16 protein-coding genes are annotated in these 16,020 nt (G+C 68.2%); 8 read left to right on the top strand and 8 right to left on the bottom strand.

Features of this window, described 5'->3' with window-relative positions; translation table 11 throughout:
- Window position 1 precedes the first annotated feature (1 nt).
- The 3 genes from PGN14_RS03245 (at window position 2) to PGN14_RS03235 (ending at window position 1,424) form a co-directional block, all read left to right on the top strand.
- A complete protein-coding gene (locus PGN14_RS03245) occupies window positions 2-472 on the top strand; it encodes a GNAT family N-acetyltransferase (RefSeq protein WP_335297957.1) in 471 nt (156 codons plus the stop codon).
- 127 nt (window positions 473-599) lie between these two features.
- Complete coding sequence (locus PGN14_RS03240; RefSeq protein WP_335297956.1) at window positions 600-926, top strand: hypothetical protein; 327 nt, start codon at window positions 600-602, stop codon at window positions 924-926.
- Window positions 927-1,013: 87 nt separating this feature from the next.
- On the top strand, window positions 1,014-1,424 hold the full coding sequence (locus PGN14_RS03235) for a hypothetical protein (protein WP_335297955.1): 411 nt from the start codon (window positions 1,014-1,016) through the stop codon (window positions 1,422-1,424).
- Window positions 1,425-1,452: 28 nt separating this feature from the next.
- On the opposite strand, the gene PGN14_RS03230 is transcribed toward PGN14_RS03235, so the two are convergent.
- From PGN14_RS03230 to thrC, 4 genes are all read right to left on the bottom strand, one after another.
- On the bottom strand, window positions 1,453-2,061 hold the full coding sequence (locus PGN14_RS03230; protein WP_335297954.1) for a glutathione S-transferase family protein: 609 nt from the start codon (window positions 2,059-2,061) through the stop codon (window positions 1,453-1,455).
- Window positions 2,062-2,072: 11 nt separating this feature from the next.
- Window positions 2,073-2,951 (bottom strand): dienelactone hydrolase family protein, encoded by an 879-nt coding sequence (locus tag PGN14_RS03225; RefSeq protein ID WP_335297953.1) that lies wholly within the window; start codon window positions 2,949-2,951, stop codon window positions 2,073-2,075.
- A gap of 206 nt (window positions 2,952-3,157) precedes the next feature.
- Entirely contained in the window at window positions 3,158-4,027 is an 870-nt protein-coding gene (locus PGN14_RS03220) for a class I SAM-dependent methyltransferase (RefSeq protein ID WP_335297952.1), read from the bottom strand.
- The gene (gene thrC, locus PGN14_RS03215; RefSeq protein ID WP_335297951.1) at window positions 4,027-5,424 is read right to left on the bottom strand and encodes a threonine synthase; all 1,398 of its coding nucleotides are present in this window, start codon (window positions 5,422-5,424) and stop codon (window positions 4,027-4,029) included. The genes PGN14_RS03220 and thrC overlap by 1 nt, the downstream gene beginning before the upstream one ends.
- Before the next feature lie 79 nt (window positions 5,425-5,503).
- On the opposite strand from thrC, the gene PGN14_RS03210 reads away from it, so the two are divergent.
- Window positions 5,504-6,727 carry a cyclopropane-fatty-acyl-phospholipid synthase family protein gene (locus PGN14_RS03210; protein ID WP_335297950.1) on the top strand — a complete coding sequence of 408 codons (1,224 nt, stop codon included), beginning with the start codon at window positions 5,504-5,506 and terminating at the stop codon, window positions 6,725-6,727.
- Window positions 6,728-6,821: 94 nt separating this feature from the next.
- On the opposite strand, the gene PGN14_RS03205 is transcribed toward PGN14_RS03210, so the two are convergent.
- Together PGN14_RS03205 and PGN14_RS03200 are read right to left on the bottom strand one after the other, a co-directional pair.
- Window positions 6,822-7,217, bottom strand: a complete 396-nt coding sequence (locus tag PGN14_RS03205; RefSeq protein ID WP_335297949.1) for an EF-hand domain-containing protein — start codon at window positions 7,215-7,217, stop codon at window positions 6,822-6,824.
- A 49-nt stretch (window positions 7,218-7,266) separates the two neighbouring features.
- Entirely contained in the window at window positions 7,267-9,309 is a 2,043-nt protein-coding gene (locus PGN14_RS03200) for a S46 family peptidase (protein ID WP_335297948.1), read from the bottom strand.
- Between the two features lie 122 nt (window positions 9,310-9,431).
- Between PGN14_RS03200 and PGN14_RS03195 the strand changes: the two genes are divergently transcribed.
- Window positions 9,432-10,649 carry an argininosuccinate synthase gene (locus PGN14_RS03195; protein WP_335297947.1) on the top strand — a complete coding sequence of 406 codons (1,218 nt, stop codon included), beginning with the start codon at window positions 9,432-9,434 and terminating at the stop codon, window positions 10,647-10,649.
- A 262-nt stretch (window positions 10,650-10,911) separates the two neighbouring features.
- On the opposite strand, the gene PGN14_RS03190 is transcribed toward PGN14_RS03195, so the two are convergent.
- Together PGN14_RS03190 and PGN14_RS03185 are read right to left on the bottom strand one after the other, a co-directional pair.
- Window positions 10,912-11,340 (bottom strand): acyl-CoA thioesterase, encoded by a 429-nt coding sequence (locus PGN14_RS03190; RefSeq protein WP_335298050.1) that lies wholly within the window; start codon window positions 11,338-11,340, stop codon window positions 10,912-10,914.
- A 143-nt stretch (window positions 11,341-11,483) separates the two neighbouring features.
- Complete coding sequence (locus PGN14_RS03185) at window positions 11,484-12,692, bottom strand: LL-diaminopimelate aminotransferase (protein WP_335297946.1); 1,209 nt, start codon at window positions 12,690-12,692, stop codon at window positions 11,484-11,486.
- A 120-nt stretch (window positions 12,693-12,812) separates the two neighbouring features.
- On the opposite strand from PGN14_RS03185, the gene PGN14_RS03180 reads away from it, so the two are divergent.
- The 3 genes from PGN14_RS03180 (at window position 12,813) to clpS (ending at window position 15,798) form a co-directional block, all read left to right on the top strand.
- The gene (locus PGN14_RS03180) at window positions 12,813-14,456 is read left to right on the top strand and encodes a PHA/PHB synthase family protein (RefSeq protein ID WP_335298049.1); all 1,644 of its coding nucleotides are present in this window, start codon (window positions 12,813-12,815) and stop codon (window positions 14,454-14,456) included.
- 111 nt (window positions 14,457-14,567) lie between these two features.
- Window positions 14,568-15,290, top strand: coding sequence for a phasin family protein (gene phaP / locus PGN14_RS03175; RefSeq protein WP_335297945.1), 723 nt, complete (start codon window positions 14,568-14,570; stop codon window positions 15,288-15,290).
- A gap of 166 nt (window positions 15,291-15,456) precedes the next feature.
- Entirely contained in the window at window positions 15,457-15,798 is a 342-nt protein-coding gene (gene clpS, locus PGN14_RS03170; RefSeq protein ID WP_335298048.1) for an ATP-dependent Clp protease adapter ClpS, read from the top strand.
- The last annotated feature ends 222 nt before the right edge of the window (window positions 15,799-16,020 follow it).

The raw sequence follows: 16,020 nt of genomic DNA, 5'->3' as shown, positions 1-16,020 counted from the left end.
GATGCGCATCCGCCGCTTCCGTCCCGACGATGCGGACGCCATCGCGGACCTGTTCCACGCATCGGTGCGGCAAGGCGGATTGCGCCATTACACCGCGGAGCAGGTCGCGGCATGGAGCCCCGCGCGCCCCGATCCCGCACGGTTCGTCGCCAAGGCCGCGGATCGCGTGTTCCTGCTCGCCGAGGACGATGACGGCACCCTGCTCGGCTACGGCGATCTGGAGCCTGACGGGCACATCGACCACCTCTTCTGCCGCCCCGATCGCATCGGCACGGGCGTCGGCCACGCGCTATATGGCGCGATCGAGGCCGCCGCGCGCGAGGCCGCCCTCCCCCGCCTCTACGTCGAGGCCAGCGACTCCGCCCTCCCGCTGTTCGAACGCCACGGTTTCCGCGTCGATTCCCGCAACGACATGGTGCTGAACGGCGTCGCGATCCACAATTTCCGCATGTCCAAGGCGCTGCAAAGCTGAACGAACACGTCGCCACCGCGACACTCGGTTACACTTTCGCGCCCGCGCTGCGAACGATCCGCGACGAATGCGTTCTATCTCTCCTGTCACGGGCCGCTTCTCGCGGTCGCCAAACGGGAGAACGACCATGAACCGTCTTCACACGATCGTCGCCGCCCTCGGGCTGGTCGCCGTCACCGCCCCCGCCGCCGCCAGTGCGCAGGCGTGGCAGCCGATCAACGCGCGCCAGGCGCAGCTCGACCGCCGCATCGATCAGGGCATCCGCTCCGGCGCGCTGACCCGCGGCGAGGCCATGCGGCTGCGCGCCGAGGCACGCCAGATCGCGACGCTGGAGGGCCGCTATCGCCGCACCGGCGGGTTGCAGCAGTGGGAGCGCCGCGACCTCGACCGCCGTTTCGACACGCTGAGCGCGCGCGTCCGCTTCGACAAGCACGACCGCCGTCACTATCGCTGACGATCCTGCCGCCGGCCCTGAAAAGGGCCGGCGTGCAACCATCATGGCTGCGAAACATTGCGCCCTCATCTGAAGAGGAGGGATGCGATGAAACTGGCTCTTGCGGCGATCGGCGCCGCGGTGATGGTCGCTGGCTGCTCGACCTATGGCGACGGTTACGGTCCGCGCACCGGCTATAATGGCTGGGGCGCCTATGACTATGATCGCGCCGACCCGGCCTATGGCGGTTATTATGCCGACCGTTACTATCGCGACGCGCCGACCTATCGCGAGCGCCGGCTGAGCCGCAACGACCGCGTCTATTACGGGCAGGACGGCCGCTATTATTGCCGCCGCCCGGACGGCACCACGGGCCTGATCGTCGGCGGCATCGCCGGCGGTGCGCTGGGCGCGGCGATCGCGCCGGGCGGATCGGGCCTGCTCGGCGCGCTGATCGGCGGCGCCGCGGGCGCGGCGGTCGGCCAGTCGGTCGACAAGGGCGAGGTGCGCTGCCGCTGACGAACCGGGGCCGGCGGCGACGCCGGCCCTATGCCTTCGCGGGCATCAGCGCATCGTCGATCGCGCGCGCCCGCACCCAGGCGGGGCGATCCTCCAGCCGCGCGAGATAGCGCATGAACGCATCGCGCTTCTCCAGCATCCCAAATTGCGTGAACCAGCCGACCGCGCTGCCGACATAGACGTCCGCCGCGGTGAAGCGGTCGCCGGTGACATAATCATGCGCCGACACCGCATCCTCGAACGCATCCACCGCGCGCTGGAAATTGGCATAGCCCACCATCGCCTCGCGATCCGGGGGGATGGCGACGCCCAGCGCCTTGTCCATCATCGCCGCCTCCAGCGGCCCCGCGGTGAAGAACAGCCAGCGATAATAAGGCGCGCGCTCCGCCCCTTTCGGCGCCAGCCCCGCCTGCGGGAAGGCATCGGCCAGATAGGCGCAGATCGCCGCCGCCTCGCTCACCACCGCGCCGTCGTGGACGATCGTCGGCACCTTCCCCATCGGATTGGCGGCGCGCAATGCCTCGGGCTTGTCCTGCCAGTCGACCAGCACCGTCTCATACGGCTCGCCCACTTCCTCCAGCATCCAGCGCGCGATCCGCCCGCGCGACATCGGGTTGGTGAAAAAGGTCAGCGTCATGCCGCGTCTCCTCAGGCGTCCAGATGGCGATGCAGGAACGCGACCGTGCGCCCCCAGGCGAGATCCGCCGCCGTCTTGTCATAGCGTTGCGGCGAGGTGTCGTTGTTGAACGCGTGGTCGACGCCGGGATAGGTGAACGCCTCGACCGGCTTGCCCGCCGCCTTCAGCGCGGCGACCCATGGCTCGGCGGTCTGCGCCACGCGTGCGTCCTTGCCGGCGTAATGCAACAGCAGCGGCGCCTGGACCTTCGCCGCCTCCGCCGGTGCGGGGGCCGGGCCGTAATAGCTCACCCCCGCGCCCAGCCGCGATCCCGCCGCCAGCGCGACGCGATCGACCAGCGCGCCGCCCCAGCAGAAGCCGACGATGCCGACCTTGCGCCCGCCCGTCGCCATATGGCCGATCGTCGCCACCGCGGCGGCGATGACGGCGTCGTAATCCGCCGTGGCGATCAGTTCGCGCGCCTTGTCCTCGTCGCTCGGTGTCCCGCCCTGCGGCGTGAGGAAATCGGGTGCGACGACATCGAACCCGGCGAGCGCCAGCCGCCGCGCGACATCCTCGATATGCGGGGTCAGTCCGCGATTTTCATGCACCACGATCACCGCCGGGCGCCGCCCGGCGCGTGCGGGGGATGCGAAATAGCCGGTCAGCGGCAGGCCCGGCGCCGCGGCGAAGCGCTCCTTGCGGGTGCGCAGCCTCGTGTCGTCCGGCGCGACGATCGCCGCCGCCGCGGGCGAGGCGGCAATTCCCGCGATCAGCGCCTCCGCCGCCACCGTCGATCCGGCGAGCGCGGTCATCTGGCGCAGCAGCGTGCGGCGGTCGCGATGCTCGTGCGTGAAATCGTCGTACAGGCGGATCGCGCGGTCGCGCAGGGATTCCGTGTCGTGCGTCATGGCCGCTCCCGAATCATCCCGCCCGATCGGGAGGTTAGGAGCGGGTCGAAGTGAGGGCAACAGCCGCCAACCAGCAACCGTCACCCCGGGCTTGTCCCGGGGTCCAGGGTTCCGCGCGCGTCACTGCGATTTGGTGTGTGGAACCCTGGATGCCGGAACAAGTCCGGCATGACGTTGCAGGCTGGTCCGCGCTTTCGTTCGATGCCCTACCGGCTCCACCGCGCCCAGATCGCGGTCGGCAGCGCCAGCCCGCGCGCTTCCTCGCGCACCGCCAGCTCGCCCGCCTCGACCGTGCCCGGCAGGTCCGCGAACGCCTGGCGCAGCATCTCGCCGATCGCCAGCGCCGACATGCGCACCGCATAGACGGTCAGGAACAGATAGCGCGACTCCGCGTCCAGCAACCGCCGGCAATCCGCGATCAGCCCGGGCAGATGCTCCTCCAGCCGCCATACCTCGCCGTCCGGTCCGCGGCCGTATTTGGGCGGGTCGAGCAGGATGCCGTCATAGCGCCGCCCACGCCGCACCTCGCGCGCGACGAACTTCGCCGCATCGTCGATCAGCCAGCGCACCGGCGCGTCGGCCAGCCCCGACAATGCGGCGTTGCCGCGCGCCGCCTCGACCGACTTCTTCGACGCATCGACATGCACCATCCGCGCGCCGGTCGCGGACAGCGCCAGCGTGCCGATCCCGGTATAGCCGAACAGGTTGAGGCACTCGGGCGCCTCCTTCCCCGCCAGCCGCTCACGCATCCACCCCCACACCGGCGCCATGTCGGGGAAGAAGCCCAGATGGCGGAACGGCGTGGTCTGCGCGGTGAAGCGCACCTCGTTCCACTTCAGCGGCCAGCCCTCGCGCGGTACCGGCTGGCGGAACTGCCACTGCCCGCCGCCATCCTCGTCGCTGCCCGGCACGAACTCGCCGTGCGCCTGCCAGTCGGCCTGCGCGGGCGCCCACAGCGCCTGCGGCTCGGGGCGGATGAAGCGGAACCGGCCGTAGCGCTCCAGCTTGCGGCCATCACCCGAATCGACCAGCCCGTAATCGGCCCAGGGCTCGCCGGTCAGCGTGACGAGCTGCATCAGCCGCGCGGCACCGCATGGCGCGCGACATGCCCCGACACCGCCTCATAGGTGGCGTCGAGCGTCACGAACCGCTCCTCGCGCTCGAACAGGTCGCCGACCCGCGCGGGCAGCGGCGGCCGCACGCCGGTGGCGCGCTCCACCGCATCGCCGAACTTGGCCGGATGCGCGGTCGCCAGCGTCACCATCGGCGCCGCGTCGGTCGCATGGCGGCGTGCCGCGGCCAGCGCGATCGCGGTGTGCGGGTCGATCACCTGCCCCGCCCGTTCCCACGCGCCGCGCATCGCCAGCGCCATGCCGTCGACATCGACGCGCTCGCCGACGAACAGCGTCGCCGCGCCCTCGCGCTGCGCATTGGTCAGCCGCATCGCGCGCGACCCTTCGAACCCGCGCATCTGCTCGCCCAGCGCCGCGCCGTCGCGCCCGCCCAGGTCGAACAGCAGGCGCTCGAAATTGCTCGACACCTGGATGTCCATCGACGGCGTCGGGGTGGGCACCACCTGCCGGCTGGAATAATCGCCCGTGGTCAGCGCGCGCGCGAGGATGTCGTTGACGTTGGTCGCCACCACCAGCTTCGCGACCGACAGCCCCATGCGCGACGCGACATAGCCCGCGAAGACGTCGCCGAAATTCCCCGTCGGCACGCTGAACGCGACCGCCCGGTCAGGCGCCCCCAGCCGCACCGCGGCGTAGAAGTAATAGACCACCTGCGCCATCAGCCGCGCCCAGTTGATCGAATTGACCGCCGACAGCCGGAACCGCGACGAGAAGGCGGGGTCGTTGAACATCGCCTTCACCAGCGCCTGCGCGGTGTCGAAATCGCCCTTGATCGCGATGTTATGGACGTTGGGGGCGCCCACCGTCGTCATCTGGCGGCGCTGCACGTCGCTTACCCGCCCCTCGGGATGCAGCATGAAGATGTCGATCCCCTGGCGCCCCGCCACCGCATCGATCGCCGCCGACCCGGTATCGCCGCTGGTCGCGCCGACGATCGTCAGGTGCGTGTCGGTGCCGCGCAGGAAGCGTTCGAACAGATGCCCCAGCAATTGCAGCGCGACATCCTTGAACGCCAGCGTCGGGCCGTGGAACAGCTCCAGCAGCCACTGGTCGTGGTCGACCTGCACCAGCGGCGTGATCGCATCATGGCTGAACCGGCCATAGGCGGCCTCGCACAATTCGCGCAGTTCCTCGCGCGTCAGCGATCCGTCGACGAACGGCGCCATCACTGCCACCGCGGTATCGACATAGGACAGGCCGGCGAGCGCCGCGATCTGGTCCCGCGTCAGCGTCGGCCAGCGCTCCGGCACGTACAATCCGCCATCGGAAGCGAGCCCGGCGAGCGTCGCGCCGGCGAAATCGAGCGAGGGGGCGGAGCCACGGGTGCTGAAGTAGCGCATGGAAGCGAGCGCCTACGTCCTCCGCTGTCCCCATGCAACGGTTGCGACGCACCATGCACAGGGTTTAGCAGGCAACCTCATGGCCCTGATCGATCATTTCCTGCGTCGCGCGATCAAGCGCGGCGAACTGACCCTCACCAAGCCCGACGGCAGCACCGCCAGCTTCGGCAGCCCCGACGCCGCGCTGGCGCCGGTCGCCTTCACCATCCACGACACGTCGGTCTATCGCGCGATCGTCGCCGATCCGTCGCTGGGCGTCGCGGAAGCGTTCATGGACGGGCGGCTGACGATCGAGCGCGGCGACATCCTCGACCTGCTGATGCTGGCGACCAGCAATTCGCGCTGGGAGAATGGCGTCAACAATCTCGCCGCCAATCGCTGGCGCACGTTGCGCGGAAAGGTGCGCCACGCGCTGACCCGCAACCAGGCGATCGCCTCGCGCCGCAACGTGAAGCATCACTACGATTTGTCGGACCGATTGTACGACCTCTTCCTCGACGCCGACAAGCAGTACAGCTGCGCTTACTACACCGACGCGGGCAACACGCTGGAACAGGCGCAGGCCGACAAGAAGGCGCATATCGTCGCCAAGCTGGCGATCGAGCCGGGGATGCGCGTGCTCGACATCGGCTGCGGCTGGGGCGGGATGGCGCTGTACATCCATGCGAAGACCGGCGCCGAGGTGCTGGGCATCACGCTGTCCGACGAACAGCTGAAGGTCGCGCGCCGCCGCGCGCAGGAGGCGGGCGTCGCCGACAAGGTGCGGTTCGAGCTGATCGACTATCGCCACCTCGACGGGCAGTTCGACCGCATCGTCTCGGTCGGCATGTTCGAACATGTCGGCACCAAGAACTTCCGCACCTATCTGTCCAAATGCCGCGACCTGCTGACCCCGCAGGGCGTGATGCTGCTCCACACGATCGGGCGCGCCGACGGGCCGAACTTCACCGACAAGTTCACCGACAAGTATATCTTCCCCGGCGGCTATATCCCGTCGCTCTCGGAGATGCTGGAGGCCAACGATTTCATCCGCTGGTTCGTCACCGACGTGGAGGTGCTGCGGATGCATTACGCCTATACGCTGCGCGCCTGGTACGACCGCACCGTGGCGCAGAAGGCAGCGATCGTCGCGCTGTACGACGAACGCTTCTATCGCATGTGGACCTTCTACCTCGCGGGCGCGATCGTCAGCTTCACCAACGGGACACTGGTCAATTACCAGCTCCAGTTCAGCCGCGACCGCATGACCCTGCCGCTGACGCGGGACTATATGGTGGAGGCGGAACGGGGGTTGCGGGAATGATCGCGCTCCTGCGAACGCAGGAGCCCAGGGTCACGAGCGCCAACGACCGTTGCTCCGTGTGACTCTGGGTTCCGCGTTCGCCGGAACACAAAAGCTACTTCGCCGCCGCGCCCGCCGCACGCGCCTTGGCCAGCTCGCTCGCATCCACCTTGCCGTCGCGGTTGAGGTCGTAGGCGGAGAACACCTGCCCCATCAGCGCGGCCGACTCGGCCTGGCTCACCTTGCCGTCCTTGTTGGTATCGGCGCGCGCCAGGAACAGCGCGGCGACGCGCTTGGCGTGCGTCGCGTCCAGCGCCCTGCCGCCGCCCAGCTTCATCTTGCGCATCCGCGCCTCGATCTCGGCGGGCGAGAGGAAGCCGTCCTTGTTGGTGTCCGACGCGGCGAACTCGGCGTCCAGCTTCTGCGTGGCGGTGGCGCGCGTCTCCTGCGCGAGCGCGGGGGTGGCGACGACCGCGAGCGCGGCGGCGGCGAGAGGCAAGAGCGTCTTCATGCGCGACGCTCTCGCCCTCGCCGCTTTTACCCGCGCTGAACGGGCCGCATCAGCGCGCCGCCAGCTCGCGCACCAGCGCGGGCGCCGGATACACCGTCTCCAGCGCCTGCTGCACCGCCGCGGTCGACACCACGACCGTGCGGTTGAGCGCCGGATCGTAGCCGAAATTGCCGCCCAGCGAGTGGATGTTGCCGTCGAAGGCCGCGCCGATCACCGACCCATCCTTCGCGATCACCGGGGAGCCCGAATTGCCGCCGATGATGTCGTTGGTGGTCACGAAATCGAACGTGGTGGCGAGGTCCAGCGCGCTGCGCTTCGCCGCATAGGCCTTGGCCAGCACGAACGGATCCTGCCCGGTGGCGCGGTCGTACAGCCCGGCGACGGTGGTGCGGTACGGCACCTGCTGCCCGCGCTCCATCCAGCCTGCGACCTTGCCGTAGCTGATGCGCAGCGTGAAGGTCGCGTCCGGGTAATTGGCCGCGCCATAGGCCGCGAAGCGCGCCTGCGCGAGCTTCGCCTGTGCCGCGGTGACCGGCGCGTCGACCTTCTCCGAATAGGCGGTGCGCAAGGCACGCGCCGCCGGATCGTTCTTCAGTGCGAACTGGATCATCGGGTCCTTCGACGCGCGGATCGCCGCCATTCCGCCCTCGAACAGCTTCGCCCGCACCGCCGGATCGGCCAGCGTGGTGCCCTCGACCAGCCGGTCGGCCAGCGTCTCCGGCGCCTCGCGGCCCAGCAGCGCCTTAACCTGTGCATTGTCCGCGGTCAGATATTCGCGCGTCTTCGACAGCCAGAACGACAGCGCGGTCTTTTCCAGCCACGGATAGGTCGGCACCGCGTCGGTGACCTGCTTCTCCAGCAGCGGCAGCTGCGAATCGGTATAGGCGGGCAGGCGCTCCGCATTGGGCTTCTCGCGCTCCGCCGCGGCGCGCACCAGCGTGCGGGCATAGGCATAGAGCTGCGATCCCCAGCCCGCGCGCTGCTCCAGGAAGTAATAATCGAGGAACATGTTGCGGTAATCGGCATCGGCCCTGGCGATATCCGCCCACGGATCGCCGGCCTTCCTGCCGGCCTTCGCCTTCAGCTCCGCCTCGTTCTTCGCCAGCCGCGCGGCGAACGCATTGTCGTCGAGCGCGCGCGCCTGACCCCAATAGACCTTGTAGCTGTTCTCGATCCCGAACAGCGTATCCGCCGCCTCGCGCTTGCGCTCCGCACCCTGCTCGCCCGCCGCGATCAGGCGCCCGCGATATTCGGACAGCAAGGTGATCGTCAGCGGCAGCGACAGCTCGCGCTGGATCTCCAGCTGGTCCTGCGTCAGCAGCCGCTGGGTGCGGCCGGGATTGCCGACGACGAAGGTCGCCTCGTCGGCGATCGGCGCGCGCGGGTTCCACGTCAGATGCTGCGGCGTGGCGGCGGGCTTGCCATTCTCATAAGCGCGCAGGAACGACGCATCGAGATTGTAGCGCGGGAAGTTGAAATTGTCGGGATCGCCGCCGAAGAAGGCCGCGGCGAACTCCGGCGCCCACACCAGCCGGACGTCGGAATATTTCCGGTAGGTATAGAGCTTGTACTGACCACCGCCGTACAGCGTCACCACCTGGCAGCGCGTCGTCGCCTTGTCGGTGCAATTCTCCGCCTCGATCCCCGCGATCGCGGCGTCGCGTGCCTTGGTCAGCGCCTGCCCCGCCAGCGTGCCGATCGCCCGCGTCACGCGCGGCGTCACGTCGGTGATGCTGGTGACCACCTCCGCCTGCTGTCCCGGGCATTTCATCTCGCGCGCGCGGTCCGCCGCGATAAAGCCGGACTCGAGATAGTCCTTGTCCTTCGACGACAGATCGGCGGCGCATTGCGCGACACAATGATGGTTGGTGAGGATCAGCCCCTCGCCGCTGACGAACGAGGCGGAGCAGCCGCCGGTCAGCCGCACCGCCGCGGCCTGCACGCGGTTCAGCCACGCCTGATCCGGCGCCCAGCCATAGGCCGCCTTCATCCGCGCCGTGGGAAAGGCGTCGAACGTCCACATTCCCTCATCCGCCAGCGCAGGCGTCGCGCTCAGCACGGTGGCGAGCGACAGCGCGGTCAGTTTCCTCATATCCCCTGGTATCCTCTGTTACCTTGTTACATCGCGTCATGCGGCAGATGTGGGGGCACGGCAAGATGGTTGCCCTGACCGACGCAATCGCCTAGCGGCGCGCCCGAAAGGAACGCCCTGCCATGACCGACAAGATCAACCGCGTCGTCCTCGCCTATTCCGGGGGGCTCGACACCAGCGTGATCCTGAAGTGGCTCCAGACTGAATATGGCTGCGAGGTCGTCACCTTCACCGCCGACCTGGGCCAGGGCGAGGAGCTGGAGCCGGCGCGCGCCAAGGCCGAGCTGATGGGGATCAAGCCCGAGCATATCTTCATCGACGACCTGCGCGAGGAATTCGTCCGCGACTACGTCTTCCCGATGATGCGCGCCAATGCGCTGTACGAGGGGCTGTACCTGCTCGGCACCAGCATCGCGCGCCCGCTGATCGCCAAGCGCCAGATCGAGATCGCGCGCCAGGTCGGCGCCGACGCGGTCAGCCATGGCGCCACCGGCAAGGGCAACGACCAGGTCCGCTTCGAACTGGGCTATTACGCGCTGAATCCGGACATCAAGGTGATCGCGCCGTGGCGCGAATGGGACCTGACCAGCCGCACGAAGCTGATCGAATTCGCCGAGGCGCACCAAATCCCGGTCAGCAAGGACAAGCGCGGCGAGGCGCCTTTCTCCACCGACGCGAACCTGCTGCACACCTCGTCCGAGGGCAAGGTGCTGGAGGATCCGTGGGACGAGGTGCCCGACTATGTCTATTCGCGCACCGTCAACCCGGAGGACGCCCCCGACCAGCCCGAGACGATCACGATCGATTTCGAGCGCGGCGACGGTGTCGCGGTCAATGGCGAGGCGCTGTCGCCCGCCTCGCTGCTGGCGAAGCTGAACGAGCTGGGCCGCAAGCATGGCATCGGCCGGCTCGATCTGGTCGAGAATCGCTTCGTCGGCATGAAGAGCCGCGGCATGTACGAGACGCCGGGCGGCACGATCTACGCGCTGGCGCATCGCGGGATCGAGCAGATCACGCTCGACCGCGGTGCCGCGCACCTGAAGGACGAGCTGGCGCCGCGCTATGCCGAGCTGGTCTATAACGGCTTCTGGTTCTCGCCCGAGCGCGAGATGCTTCAGGCCGCGGTCGACCATTCGCAGGCGAAGGTGACCGGCACGGTGCGGCTGAAGCTGTACAAGGGCAACGTGATCGTCACCGGCCGCAAGTCGCCGCACTCGCTCTATTCGGAGAAGGTGGTGACGTTCGAGGACGATCAGGGCGCCTATGACCAGCGCGACGCGGCGGGCTTCATCAAGCTCAACGCGCTGCGCCTGCGCCTGCTGGGTCGGCGGGACCGGTAACGGCCGTCGCACACACTCGTCACCCCGGCCTTGAGCCGGGGTCCCGCTTCTTCTGCAACGGCGGGTAGAAAGCGGGACCCCGGGTCAAGCCCGGGGTGACGCGATAGCTTCCGGCCCTCACCCAAAACGATCCGTCACCCCGGACTTGTTCCGGGGTCCAGGGTTCCGCACACCCAACGATGGTCAAGCGCGCGAAACCCTGGATGCCGGAACAAGTCCGGCATGACGGGGAGGGTAAGTTCACGCCCCCCAAAGGCCCGCCTCACCCCCGCGGTAACCCCTCGATATGCGCCCGAATCGCGTCCGGGATCGGCACCGGGCGCCCGGTCGGCAAATGGACGTTGACGCTCACCATCTGGATCGCCGCGCACAGCGTGTCCGTGCCCGCCTTCACCAGCTCGAACCGCTTCGTCACGCTCGAATTGCCGACGCGGTCGACGCGGACGAACACCTCCACCTCGTCCCCCAGCACGAACGGCGCGAGATAATCGACCTCCGCACGGCGCACATGGAACTCGGTTTCGTGCCACAGCGCGCCCAGCGCGTCACCGATCCCGCTCCATTCCCAGAATTCGGTCACCGCGACATCGGCATATTCCAGATAGCGCGAGTTGAAGACGACCTTCTGGCCGTCGATCTCGGCATAGCGGACCTTGAAGCGGGTGGAGAAAGCGAAGCCGGGGCGTGTCATGCGCGCCAGATGGCCGCGCATGACGGGCTGGTCAACGCTGCCGTGCTCCGGCGCACGCCGGAGCCCAGGGCCAGGTAGAACAACGTCCGATGCGACCGACAACCCTGGGCTCCTGCCTGCGCAGGAGCACGATCGGCGTCGGTTCAGCCCGCCGCTTTCCCCGGCGTGTTGACGCCCATGCTCTGCAGATAGCGCTTCACGTTGCGCGCCGCCTGGCGCAGCCGCTGTTCGTTCTCCACCATCGCGATCCGCACGAACCCCTCGCCATTCTCGCCATAGCCGACGCCCGGCGCGACCGCGACCTTGGCATGGCTCAGCAACTGCTTGGAGAATTCCAGCGACCCAAGATGCTGGAGCGCCGGCGGCAGCGGTGCCCAGGCGAACATCGACGCGCGCGGCGACGGAATGTCCCATCCGGCACGTCCGAAGCTCTCCACCATGACGTCACGGCGCTTGTGATAGAGTTGCCGGTTCTTCTCGACGATGTCCTGCGGCCCGTTGAGCGCCGCACACGCCGCCGCCTGAATCGGGGTGAAGGCGCCATAGTCGAGGTAGGACTTCACCCGCGTCATCGCCGCGATCAGCGTCTTGTTGCCCACCGCGAAGCCGATCCGCCACCCGGCCATCGAATAGGTCTTGCTGAGCGAGGTGAACTCGACCGCGACGTCCTTCGCGCCCTTCACCTGCAGGATCGAGGGGGTCGGATTGCCGTCGAAATACAGCTCCGAATAAGCGAGGTCGGAGATGACCCACACCTTGTTCTCGCGCGCCCACGCCACCAGCCGCTCGTAAAAGGCGAGGTCGACGGCTTCGGCGGTCGGATTCGACGGATAATTGACCACCAGCACGCTGGGGCGCGGCACGGTGAAGGCCATCGCGCGGTCGAGGCTCTCGAAATAATGCTCGTCGGGCGTCGTCGGCACCGCGCGGATCGTCGCGCCCGCGATGATGAAGCCGAAGGTATGGATCGGATAGCTGGGGTTGGGCGCCAGTACCACGTCGCCCGGCGCGGTGATCGCGGTGGCGAGGCTGGCCAGTCCCTCCTTCGACCCCATCGTCACCACCACCTCACTCTCGGGATCGAGGTCGACCCCGAAGCGGCGGCCGTAATAGTTCGCCTGCGCGCGCCGCAGCCCCGGAATCCCCTTCGACTGCGAATAGCCGTGCGCGTCGGGCTTGCGCGTCACCTCGATCAATTTCTCGATGACATGCTCGGGCGGCGGCAGGTCGGGATTGCCCATCCCCAGGTCGATGATGTCCTCGCCCCCCGCCCGCGCCGCGGCCCGCATCGCATTCACCTCGGCGATGACATACGGCGGCAGGCGCTTCATGCGGTAGAATTCGTCGGACAAGGGACACTCCTCTTCTCCGGCACGCTATAGCCGCATCGAACGCCCGCGGCTATCGTGGCGTGGAGAGGAAGCCCCGTGACCCAGCAAGCGCCCGAGTTCCGCCTCCCCGATCTGGCCGAGATGCAGCATTGGACCTGGATGGTCGGCCGCGCGCAGCAGCTGATGCTGGAGGCCGGGCTGCCGATCGCCTCGGGCGAGGCGGTGGCGACGCAGGTGCGCGATTTCTGGAGCGACTATGTCGGGCTGTGGCAGCGCTTCGTCCAGCCGGGCGAGGCCGCCGCGGACAAGGCGCCCGAGAAGGATCGCCGCTTCGCCGCCGATGCGTGGCGCACCAACCCGATGTTCGACTGGATCCGCCAGAGCTACGCGCTGATCGCCGATCATCTGCTGCGCGGGGTCGATGCGGTCGAGGGGCTGGACGGGAAGCAGCGCGAGCAGCTGCGCTTCGCCACGCGCGGCTTCGTCGATGCGATGAGTCCGTCCAATTTCGCGCTGACCAACCCCGAGGTGATCGAGAAGACGATCGCGACGCGCGGCGAAAACCTGATCGCGGGTCTCCAGAACATGCTCACCGACATGGGCAAGGGACAGCTGACGCATACCGATCCCGATGCCTTCGCGCTGGGACGCAACCTGGCCACCACCCCGGGACAGGTGGTGAAGCGCACGCCGCTGTACGAGCTGATCCAATATGCGCCCACGACCGAGAAGGTGCTGAAGGCCCCGCTGGTCATCTTCCCGCCATGGATCAACCGCTTCTACATCCTCGACCTGACGCCGGAGAAGAGCTTCATCCGCTGGGCGGTGGAACAGGGCGTCACCGTCTTCATGGTGTCGTGGAAATCGGCCGATGCCGCGATGGCCGACGTCACCTGGGACGATTATATCGCCGCGCAGGTCGACGCGATCGACACGATCCGAGCGCTGCTGGACGTCCCCGCGGTCCACGCGATCGGCTATTGCGTCGCGGGCACCACGCTCGCCGCGACGCTGGCGCTGCTGGCGGCGCGCGACGAGGCCGGGAAGGTCGCCAGCGCCACCTTCTTCACCGCGCAGGTGGATTTCGCGCGCGCGGGCGAGCTGATGAACTTCGTCGACGACGACCAGCTTCAGATGATCGCGCAGCTGAGCCCCGAGGGCTATCTCGACGGGCGGTACATGGCGGCGACGTTCAACCTGCTGCGCGGGCGCGACCTGATCTGGAACTATGTCACCAACAACTATCTGCTGGGCAAGGATTATGTCCCGTTCGACCTGCTCCACTGGAATGGCGACACCACCAACCTGCCCGCCAAATGGCACCAGTCGTACCTGCGCGACCTGTACCGCGACAATCTGCTGGTCCGGCCCGGCGCGCTGAGCGCGCTCGGCACCCCGCTCGACCTCACCCGCGTCGCCACGCCCAGCTATGTGCAGGCGGGGCGCGAGGATCATATCGCGCCCGCCGACAGCGTGTGGGAGCTGACGCGTCACTTCCGCGGGCCGGTGCGCTTCCTGCTGGCGGCGTCGGGGCATATCGCGGGCGTGGTCAACCCGCCGGCGGCGAGGAAATATCGCTACTGGACCAACGAGGCGGCGGCGGAAACGCTCGACGCCTTCGTCGAGGGGGCGACCGAGACCGCGGGCAGCTGGTGGCCCGACTGGATCGGCTGGCTGCGGGAGCGCGCGCCCGACGAGGTGAAGGCCAAGGGCGCGCGCATCCCCGGCAAGGGCGACCTGCCCGCGATCGAGGCCGCACCGGGCAGCTACGTCCGCACGCGCTGACCGCATAGCCCGTTCCAACGACACGCCGGCCATTTTTGCTGCACCGCAGTATCGACTTGAAATCGTCACCTTTCGCGGTTATGTTGCACCGCAGCAAAAAGGAGACGATGCATGGCGGACGATCGCAAGCCCATCGCCCCGCGTCCGGCGGGCAACGGCAAGGCGAAGGCGGCACGCGCGCCGCGCGTTGCCGTGACGAAGCCGGTCGCGCCGAGCGTCGTCATGCCTGCCCCGCCGCCCGTTGCGGTGGTGGAGCAGCCCATCATGCCCGTGCCCCCGATGATCCCCCCGGCGATCGACACCCCGGTGGCACCGCCTGTCGCGTCCATGCCGGACATCGACACGCCCCCCCTCGCAGCGAAGGACGAGACCATGAACGAGACCGTGACCAACATCGCCGACAATTTTGCCGGCAAGGCGCAGGATCAGGCGCGCGCGATGTTCGCGCAGGCCAATGAGCAGACCCGCTCCACGATGGAGAAGGGCAAGAAGGTCGCCGAGGACATGGCCGAGTTCGGCAAGGGCAATATCGAGGCGGTGGTCGAGTCGGCACGCATCGCTGCCAAGGGCATCGAAACGTTCGGCAAGGACGGCGCCGCCTTCGCCCGTGCCCGCTACGAGAGCACCGCGGAGACGGTCCGCGCGATGGCGTCGGTCAAGTCGCCGACCGAATTGATGCAGTTGCAGGCCGATTATCTGCGCAGCGCGTTCGACGCGGTCGTCGCGGAGGCGTCGCGCTCGACCGAGGCATCGCTGAAGCTGGCGGGCGAGATCGCCGCGCCGCTGCAGAACCGCCTCGCGATCGCGACCGACAAGATCAAGGCCGCGGCCTGATCGCGACGCGCACGAGCCTGCCTCGGGGCGGGCATCGTGCCGGCACAGGGCGGCCGCAGCGATGCGGCCGCCCTTTTCGCGTCGTCCCTTTTCGCCGAATGGGGTTGCCCTGCCCCGCGCGAATGCCATATTTTGCCGCGTGTCGATGCAGCAGCTGATCCCCCCCATGGCCGCGGGCCAGAACGACGATACCGATGGCGCCGACGGCAACGGCACCGGACTGGGCGTCGCCACCCGCACGCGCACCCGCACGAAGAAGCCGACGCCGTATCGCGTGCTGATGCTCAACGACGACTATACGCCGATGGAATTCGTCGTCCTGTGCCTCCAGCGTTTCTTCCGCATGAGCACCGAGGAAGCGACCCGCGTCATGCTCCACGTCCACCAGCGCGGCGTGGGGGTGTGCGGCGTGTTCAGCTACGAGGTCGCCGAGACCAAGGTGACGCAGGTGATGGACTTCGCCCGCGCCAACCAGCACCCGCTGCAATGCACGCTGGAGAAGGCGTGACGTCGAGGGTTAAGCACGGCGGATAATCGCCGCTCTTGCCCCGTTCGCATACCTCCGTTCGTGCTGAGGAGGCATTGAGCGAAGCCAAGAGGCCGGCTCGAAGCACAGCCGCTGGGCACGCCGCAATCCCGTCGTGCTCCTGCGCAGGCAGGAGCCCAGGGTGATGACCACCAGCAAGCGTTGTTCTGCGGGACCCTGGGTTCCGGCGTTCGCCGGAACACG

The sequence above is a fragment of the Sphingomonas adhaesiva genome, from assembly GCF_036946305.1.
Taxonomy (GTDB): domain Bacteria; phylum Pseudomonadota; class Alphaproteobacteria; order Sphingomonadales; family Sphingomonadaceae; genus Sphingomonas; species Sphingomonas adhaesiva_B.
The sequence above is the reverse complement of the archived record's forward strand: the minus strand, read 5'-3'. Positions and strand labels throughout refer to the sequence as shown.

Coding starts and splice junctions, on each gene's coding strand:
- thrC (WP_335297951.1), bottom strand. CDS start 5,424: ATGCGCTACTTCAGCACCCGTGGCTCCGCCCCCTCGCTCGATTTCGCC.
- PGN14_RS03225 (WP_335297953.1), bottom strand. CDS start 2,951: ATGACGCACGACACGGAATCCCTGCGCGACCGCGCGATCCGCCTGTAC.
- clpS (WP_335298048.1), top strand. CDS start 15,457: ATGGCCGCGGGCCAGAACGACGATACCGATGGCGCCGACGGCAACGGC.
- PGN14_RS03210 (WP_335297950.1), top strand. CDS start 5,504: ATGGCCCTGATCGATCATTTCCTGCGTCGCGCGATCAAGCGCGGCGAA.
- PGN14_RS03195 (WP_335297947.1), top strand. CDS start 9,432: ATGACCGACAAGATCAACCGCGTCGTCCTCGCCTATTCCGGGGGGCTC.
- PGN14_RS03180 (WP_335298049.1), top strand. CDS start 12,813: ATGCAGCATTGGACCTGGATGGTCGGCCGCGCGCAGCAGCTGATGCTG.
- PGN14_RS03240 (WP_335297956.1), top strand. CDS start 600: ATGAACCGTCTTCACACGATCGTCGCCGCCCTCGGGCTGGTCGCCGTC.
- PGN14_RS03200 (WP_335297948.1), bottom strand. CDS start 9,309: ATGAGGAAACTGACCGCGCTGTCGCTCGCCACCGTGCTGAGCGCGACG.
- PGN14_RS03230 (WP_335297954.1), bottom strand. CDS start 2,061: ATGACGCTGACCTTTTTCACCAACCCGATGTCGCGCGGGCGGATCGCG.
- PGN14_RS03220 (WP_335297952.1), bottom strand. CDS start 4,027: ATGCAGCTCGTCACGCTGACCGGCGAGCCCTGGGCCGATTACGGGCTG.
- phaP (WP_335297945.1), top strand. CDS start 14,568: ATGGCGGACGATCGCAAGCCCATCGCCCCGCGTCCGGCGGGCAACGGC.
- PGN14_RS03245 (WP_335297957.1), top strand. CDS start 2: ATGCGCATCCGCCGCTTCCGTCCCGACGATGCGGACGCCATCGCGGAC.
- PGN14_RS03190 (WP_335298050.1), bottom strand. CDS start 11,340: ATGACACGCCCCGGCTTCGCTTTCTCCACCCGCTTCAAGGTCCGCTAT.
- PGN14_RS03205 (WP_335297949.1), bottom strand. CDS start 7,217: ATGAAGACGCTCTTGCCTCTCGCCGCCGCCGCGCTCGCGGTCGTCGCC.
- PGN14_RS03235 (WP_335297955.1), top strand. CDS start 1,014: ATGAAACTGGCTCTTGCGGCGATCGGCGCCGCGGTGATGGTCGCTGGC.